This window comes from Aeromonas sp. HMWF015, from assembly GCF_963878965.1.
Lineage (GTDB): Bacteria > Pseudomonadota > Gammaproteobacteria > Enterobacterales > Aeromonadaceae > Aeromonas > Aeromonas veronii.
Window position 1 is genome coordinate 795 of the sequence record NZ_CAWNZT010000354.1, and the last position, 6,570, is coordinate 7,364.

Below are 6,570 nucleotides of genomic sequence, written 5' to 3' on the forward strand. Positions count from 1 at the left end.
CCCGAAGGAGTTCAAACGCCTCTATCGCATCATCACCATCCTGCTGGAGCAGGGCATCGACGAACTGGTGCCCGCCCGCTATCAACCCTGGCCGGGTCGTCTGGCCCGTCGCTCCCTGTTCTGGCTCAAGAACAAACAACCGGATCTCAGCCGCGGTGCCCGCATCCGCCTCGCCTTCGAGGCCCTTGGCCCCATCTTCATCAAGTTTGGCCAGATGCTCTCGACCCGCCGCGACCTGTTGCCGCCGGACATTGCCGAGGAGCTGGCCCTGCTGCAGGACAGGGTGCCCCCCTTCTGTGGTCAGGCGGCGCGCCAGCAGATCGAACTGAGCCTGGGTTGTCCCATCGAAACCCTGTTTGACGACTTCGACGAGACGCCGCTGGCGTCGGCCTCCATCGCGCAGGTGCATACTGCCCGGCTGAAGGAGAGTGGCCGCGAGATCGTCATCAAGGTGATCCGCCCCGACATCGAGCCGGTTATCGAGGCCGACCTGCGACTGATGCAGGCGCTGGCCCGTCTGGTGGCCCGCTTCGTGCCCCAGAGCGCGCGGCTGCGCCCCATCGAGGTGGTGGAGGAGTATCGCAAGACCATCCTCGACGAGCTTAACCTGATGCGCGAAGCGGCCAACGCCATCCAGCTGCGTCGCAACTTCACCGGCTCCGAAGCGCTCTATGTGCCTGAAATCATCACTGACCTCTGCCGCGAGCAGGTGCTGGTGATGGAACGCATCTACGGCATTCCGGTCTCCGACATCCCTGCGTTGGAAGCCAACGGCACCAACATGAAGCTGCTGGCAGAGCGCGGGGTAGAGGTCTTCTTCACCCAGGTGTTCCGCGACAGCTTCTTCCATGCCGACATGCACCCGGGCAACATCTTCGTCTCTTACGAACATCCGGAAAACCCGCTCTGGATCGGCATCGACTGCGGCATCGTCGGTACCCTCAATCGGGAAGACAAACGCTATCTGGCGGAGAACTTCCTTGCCTTCTTCAACCGCGACTATCGTCGGGTGGCGGAGCTGCATGTGGAGTCGGGCTGGGTACCGGCAGACACCAAGGTGGACGAGTTCGAGTTCGCCATTCGCACCGTGCTGGAGCCCATCTTCGAGAAGCCGCTCTCCGAAATTTCGTTCGGTCACGTGCTGCTCAACCTGTTCAACACCGCGCGCCGCTTCCATATGACGGTGCAGCCGCAGCTGGTGCTGCTGCAAAAGACCCTGCTCTATGTGGAAGGGTTGGGGCGTCAGCTCTACCCGCAGCTCGATTTGTGGCAGACCGCCAAGCCGTTCCTCGAAAACTGGATGCACGAACAGGTCGGGCCCAAGTCGGTATTGAACGCCATCAAGGAGAAGGCGCCATTCTGGGCCGAGAAGCTGCCTGAGCTGCCGGAACTGGTCTATGAGACCCTGCGTCAGACCCGTCATCAGCAGCGTCATTTCGACCAGATGTTTGCCGAGTTCCGCCGTCACAGCCGTCGGCAGGGGCAGGCCCGCTACCTCTTAGGGGTTGGAGCCAGCCTGCTATTGGCGGGTGTATTCTTGCTGACCCAAAAACAACACATTGAGTGGGGACAAGCCAGTCTCGCCGGTGCAGCCCTCTGCTGGCTGGTCGGCTGGTTGCGAACCCGTTCCCATTAATCAACAACCGCGCCGTCAGGCGCCTGTTCTGGAGAGAAAATCATGGGTGGTATCAGTATTTGGCAATTGTTGATCATTGCAGTCATCGTCGTGCTGCTGTTCGGTACCAAGAAACTGCGCGGTATTGGCGGTGATCTGGGTGCGGCGGTCAAAGGGTTCAAGAAAGCCCTCTCCGACGAGCCGGCTGATGCCAAGGCCGAGCAGAAAGATGCCGAGTTTCCCCCGAAACAGCTGAACGAAGCGGCCACTCAGAGCAGTGAGACCGCCAAACAGAAAGACAAAGACCAGGCCTAAGCCATGTTCGATATCGGTTTTTGGGAGCTGGTCGTTATCGGTGTGGTAGCACTGGTGGTACTGGGGCCCGAGCGGCTGCCGGTTGCCATCCGCACGGCTACCCACTGGATCCGCCTCATTCGTTCGACCGCGAACTCGGTCAAGTCCGAGCTGGAGCAGGAGCTCAAGTTGCAAGAGCTGCATAACGACCTCAAGAAGGCCGAACAGTTGCAGATGAGCAACCTGAGCCCCGAGCTGCAGGAGTCCATCGAACAGCTCAAGGCGGCGGCCCAGTCGGTCAATCGCCCCTATCAGGTGGAGAACGAGATCCGTCCGCCGCGCCCCGAGCCGGTCGCTCAGGCTGAGGCTGTCATGCCAGTGGAGCCTGCAGTGCAGCTGAGCCACGATGTGCCGCCGGTCAACAGCCAGCGGGAGAGCGAGCCGGTGCCGGTCAGTGAGTCCGCAGTAAAAGGGGAGGTGAAGCCATGAGTCAGGCCGAACAACCCCTGATCAGCCATCTGGTTGAGCTGAGAACCCGTTTGCTGCGCTCCATTTCCGCCATCTTGGTGGTGTTTCTGGCGCTGATCTACTTCTCCAACAACATCTACGACTTCGTGGCTCAGCCGCTGCTCAGCCAGCTGCCGGAAGGGACCAGCATGATCGCGACGGATGTGGCGACCCCCTTCCTGACGCCGATCAAGCTGACCCTGGTGGTCTCCTTCTTCGTGGCGATCCCCTATCTGCTCTATCAGGCCTGGGCCTTTATCGCCCCCGGTTTGTACCAGCATGAACGGCGGCTAATCATGCCGTTGGTGGTCTCCAGTGCCCTGCTGTTCTACGCAGGGATGGCGTTCGCCTACTACGTGGTGTTCCCGCTGGTGTTCGGTTTCTTCACCAGCACCGCGCCCGCCGGGGTGACGGTGGCGACCGACATCGCCAGCTACCTGGACTTCGTACTGACCCTGTTCTTCGCGTTCGGGGTGGCGTTCGAAATTCCGGTAGCCACCATATTGCTGTGCTGGACCGGTGTGACCACCCCCAAGAACCTGAAGGAGAAGCGTCCCTACGTCATCGTCGGGGTGTTTGTGGTCGGCATGTTGCTGACGCCGCCTGATGTCTTCTCCCAGACCCTGCTCGCCATTCCTATGTGGGCGCTGTGGGAGATAGGTCTGTTCTTCGCCCGTTTCTACGTGAAGAAAGAGGATGAAGAGCAACAGGAACAACCGGATGTGGAGAGCTGAGGCTCTGTTCGTCACTTGTTCGCCGGACGGCGAGAGGATGACGAAGTCCGCAGGAATAGCAGAACGAGGGGAGCTGAGGCTCCCTTCCTCTTTTCATGCTCCCGTTCGAGGCGTATGGTAAGGCCCCATTCGGTAGATGGTTTTCAAATACCTGATATGTATTCCTTTTGTTCGGAACGTCTCATCCCATGATCGATATCGGTTTAAATCTGACCAGCAGCCAGTTCGCCGGCGAGCAGGCTGAGCTGGTGGCCTGTGCCCGTGCCGCCGGAGTGGAGGCGCTGATCCTGACCGGTACCGATCTGGCCGGCAGCCGCGAGAGCGTAGAGTTGGCCGCCCGCTGGCCGGGCTACTGCTTCTCCACCGCCGGGGTCCATCCTCACGATGCCAAGAGTGTCGATGAGGCGACCCTGCCCGCCTTGCGCGAGCTGGCAGCCTTGCCACAGGTGGTGGCTATTGGCGAGTGCGGCCTCGACTACAATCGCGACTTCTCACCCCGTCCGGTGCAGGACGCTGTGTTCGACGCCCAGCTGGCACTGGCCGCCGAGCTCGGGATGCCGGTGTTTCTCCACTGCCGCGATGCCCACGCCCGTTTTATCGAGATCCTCCGTCCCTGGTTGCCGAAACTACCGGGAGCCGTGCTGCACTGCTTCACCGGTTCCGATGAGGAGCTGGACGAGTGTCTGGCGTTGGGGCTGCATATCGGGGTGACCGGCTGGCTCTGCGACGAACGCCGCGGCCAGCTGCTGCGCGAGCAGGTGGCCCGTATTCCAGCTGGCCGCCTGATGATCGAGACCGACGCCCCCTATCTGGTGCCGCGGGATCTGAAACCTCGCCCGAAACGCAACGAACCTGCTTTTTTGCCGCACATCGCCCAGGTGGTGGCGGCCTGTCGTGGTGAAGCGCCCGAGGCCTTGCTGGCCCACACCCGGGCCACCTCCGCCGCGTTCTTCCAACTTCCTCTCCAGGAGTGATTCATGGCTACAACTCTTCCGGGCGCCTTTCCGGGCCGCCGCCTGCGCCGTCTGCGCAAACATGATTTCAGTCGTCGTCTGGTGCGCGAGAACGTACTGACCGTCAACGATCTCATCTATCCGGTGTTCGTGCTGGAGGGGGAGAATCGTCGGGAAGCCGTTCCCTCCATGCCGGGGGTGGAGCGTCTCTCCATCGATCTGCTGTTGGAAGAGGCTGCCGAGTTGGTGGAGCTGGGCGTGCCTGCCATTGCCCTGTTCCCGGTGACCCCGCTGGAGAGCAAGAGCCTGATGGCGGAAGAGGCCTACAACCCGAACGGGCTGGCCCAGCGCACTGTGCGTGCCCTCAAGGCCAGCTTCCCGGAGCTGGGGGTCATCACCGACGTGGCGCTCGATCCGTTCACCACCCACGGTCAGGATGGCATCATCGATGACGAAGGCTATGTGCTGAACGACATCACCACCGAGATCCTGATCAAGCAGGCACTCTCCCACGCCGAAGCCGGGGTCGATATAGTCGCGCCGTCCGACATGATGGATGGCCGCATCGGCGCCATCCGCGCGGCGCTGGAAGAGAACGGCTTCATCAACACCCAGATCATGGCCTACTCCGCCAAGTACGCTTCCTGCTACTACGGCCCGTTCCGTGATGCGGTTGGCTCTGCCGGCAACCTCGGCAAGAGCAACAAGGCCACCTATCAGATGGATCCGGCCAACAGTAACGAAGCCCTGCACGAAGTGGCGCTGGATATTCAGGAAGGGGCCGACAGCGTGATGGTCAAGCCGGGCATGCCCTATCTGGACGTGGTTCGTCAGGTGAAGGATCAGTTCGGCGTGCCGACTTTCGCCTATCAGGTCAGCGGCGAGTACGCCATGCACATGGCGGCGATCCAGAACGGCTGGCTGAAAGAGAAGGAGACCATCATGGAGTCTCTACTCTGCTTCAAGCGGGCCGGGGCCGATGGCATCCTCACCTACTTCGCCAGGCGCGTAGCGCAGTGGCTGAAGGAAGATGCCCGTTAAGCCGGGTTGAAGAGATAAACGAGAGGGGGAGCCGATGGCTCCCCCTCTATCGTTATGGCTCTCTTTTGGTCACGAGCGGATGATTACAGCTTGGTCCAGGCATCGCTCCAGTGGCTGCCGGTACCCGGTGCATAGTGGCTGGTCGAGCCGCCACACCACCCACTGTAGGGCCAGGGTTTGCACTCGTAGTCGCCACCGTTATTGCTGACCCGTTCGCCACTCTGATAAGCGGTGCCCGCAGCATAGGCCGGGTAGCTGCCGTTACCACCGTCACTGTCACCACCCGGAGCCTGTTCCACCAACGCCAGGGTGAAGCGGCGCTCGAAGCCCTGCTTGCTCCCCTCAGCCATGCCCGCCAGCAACAGCTCGTAACTGCCGGCCGCAAGGCCCGACTGCGTCAGCTGCAGGGAACCCTGACCATCGATCAGGGCGCTGCCGGTGGCGACCGGATTGCCATCCTGCAACAGGGTCGCGGTGACGGTCACCGGGTTGGCGGTGGTCAGCGTGAGGTTGAAGTCGATCGCGCCGTTGACGATGAGATATTCGGCCGCCAGATCGGTGACGGTGAAGTCACTGCTGCTACCGGTAGTGGGCAGGATGAAGTCCCCGCTCAGGTAGGTGAGACCGGTCCAGCCGGAGCTGGTCAGCCAGTGCTTGCCATTGGTCTGATAGACGTTGGGCAACTGGGTGCACTGTTTGTTGTCATTGACGAAGCCGATACCGTAAAAGCCCGCCACATTCTTGTAGCAGAGCTGGCGACCATTCTGGTGCAGCACTGGCTGATCCAGCTTGCCCTTGTGGTGGAGTGACAGCCAGTCAAACTGGTTGATGGCCGAGACCAGCGGCACAAACTGGCCATCGGGCTGACGATAACGGATCAGGGATCCGGCATCACAGAGCAGACCATCAGCCCGCTGTTCGACGTACCCGTAGTACTGTTCGCCATCCTGGAAGGTGAACCGGCAGAGATTGCCTTTCTCCGACTCCTTGGGGATCCATCCCATCAGCAGGCGCTCCTGATTGGTCAGGGCCGCCAGCTGCCCGGCACTGAAGTCGCTGCCGTTGGCTACCCAGCCTTGCGGCATGGTGGAGAATTGCATGAAGTAGTGGTCGGTATAGTACATGTGGCTGTCAGCGCGGTGCTTGCGAGCCCCTTGGCTTACCGAGTTGTAGCGATAGATGTCGTTTTCCGGCTTGTGGAAGCCGTTGAGATCATCGTCCAGATAGGGCAGGTCGCCCTTGCGGATATGGTAGTTGGCCATACCCGTCATCAGGGGATGCCAGCCGTGGCTGCCACGGGCAAACGCGCTCTCATGGCTGTAGGACTTCCCATCGAAGCCGTGGCCAAATTCGTGGGCAATGATGCCCCAGCTGCCGTAGTAGTGGCTGACAAAGTTAAAGGTATCGACCCCGGTGATGCCACCAC

6 protein-coding genes and 1 pseudogene are annotated in these 6,570 nt (G+C 61.1%); 6 read left to right on the top strand and 1 reads right to left on the bottom strand.

All coding sequences use genetic code 11. The annotated features are described in order from the left end of the window. From ubiB to hemB, 6 genes are all read left to right on the top strand, one after another. Positions 1 to 1,636 (top strand): ubiquinone biosynthesis regulatory protein kinase UbiB (gene ubiB, locus AACS18_RS17730; protein WP_108612896.1); only part of this gene is annotated, 1,636 nt, incomplete at its 5' end. Between the two features lie 42 nt (positions 1,637 to 1,678). Continuing rightward, positions 1,679 to 1,930 carry a Sec-independent protein translocase subunit TatA gene (gene tatA, locus AACS18_RS17735; protein WP_005339385.1) on the top strand — a complete coding sequence of 84 codons (252 nt, stop codon included), beginning with the start codon at positions 1,679 to 1,681 and terminating at the stop codon, positions 1,928 to 1,930. Between the two features lie 3 nt (positions 1,931 to 1,933). After that, complete coding sequence (tatB, locus tag AACS18_RS17740) at positions 1,934 to 2,398, top strand: Sec-independent protein translocase protein TatB (protein ID WP_108541194.1); 465 nt, start codon at positions 1,934 to 1,936, stop codon at positions 2,396 to 2,398. Beyond that, positions 2,395 to 3,150 (top strand): twin-arginine translocase subunit TatC, encoded by a 756-nt coding sequence (gene tatC, locus AACS18_RS17745; protein ID WP_108541193.1) that lies wholly within the window; start codon positions 2,395 to 2,397, stop codon positions 3,148 to 3,150. Before tatB ends, tatC begins: the two co-directional genes overlap by 4 nt. A 188-nt stretch (positions 3,151 to 3,338) precedes the next feature. Continuing rightward, complete coding sequence (locus AACS18_RS17750) at positions 3,339 to 4,124, top strand: TatD family hydrolase (RefSeq protein WP_108541192.1); 786 nt, start codon at positions 3,339 to 3,341, stop codon at positions 4,122 to 4,124. A gap of 3 nt (positions 4,125 to 4,127) precedes the next feature. Further along, positions 4,128 to 5,144: a porphobilinogen synthase gene (gene hemB, locus AACS18_RS17755; protein ID WP_108612895.1), complete on the top strand. Its 1,017-nt coding sequence runs from the start codon at positions 4,128 to 4,130 to the stop codon at positions 5,142 to 5,144. Between the two features lie 83 nt (positions 5,145 to 5,227). On the opposite strand, the pseudogene AACS18_RS17760 reads toward hemB, so the two are convergent. Further along, positions 5,228 to 6,570 (bottom strand): annotated as a pseudogene (locus AACS18_RS17760) (hypothetical protein); the annotation flags it as partial.

What these genes read in the sequence shown, in the direction of transcription:
- AACS18_RS17750 (WP_108541192.1), top strand. Translation starts at nt 3,339, where the DNA reads ATGATCGATATCGGTTTAAATCTGACCAGCAGCCAGTTCGCCGGCGAG.
- hemB (WP_108612895.1), top strand. Translation starts at nt 4,128, where the DNA reads ATGGCTACAACTCTTCCGGGCGCCTTTCCGGGCCGCCGCCTGCGCCGT.
- tatA (WP_005339385.1), top strand. Translation starts at nt 1,679, where the DNA reads ATGGGTGGTATCAGTATTTGGCAATTGTTGATCATTGCAGTCATCGTC.
- tatC (WP_108541193.1), top strand. Translation starts at nt 2,395, where the DNA reads ATGAGTCAGGCCGAACAACCCCTGATCAGCCATCTGGTTGAGCTGAGA.
- tatB (WP_108541194.1), top strand. Translation starts at nt 1,934, where the DNA reads ATGTTCGATATCGGTTTTTGGGAGCTGGTCGTTATCGGTGTGGTAGCA.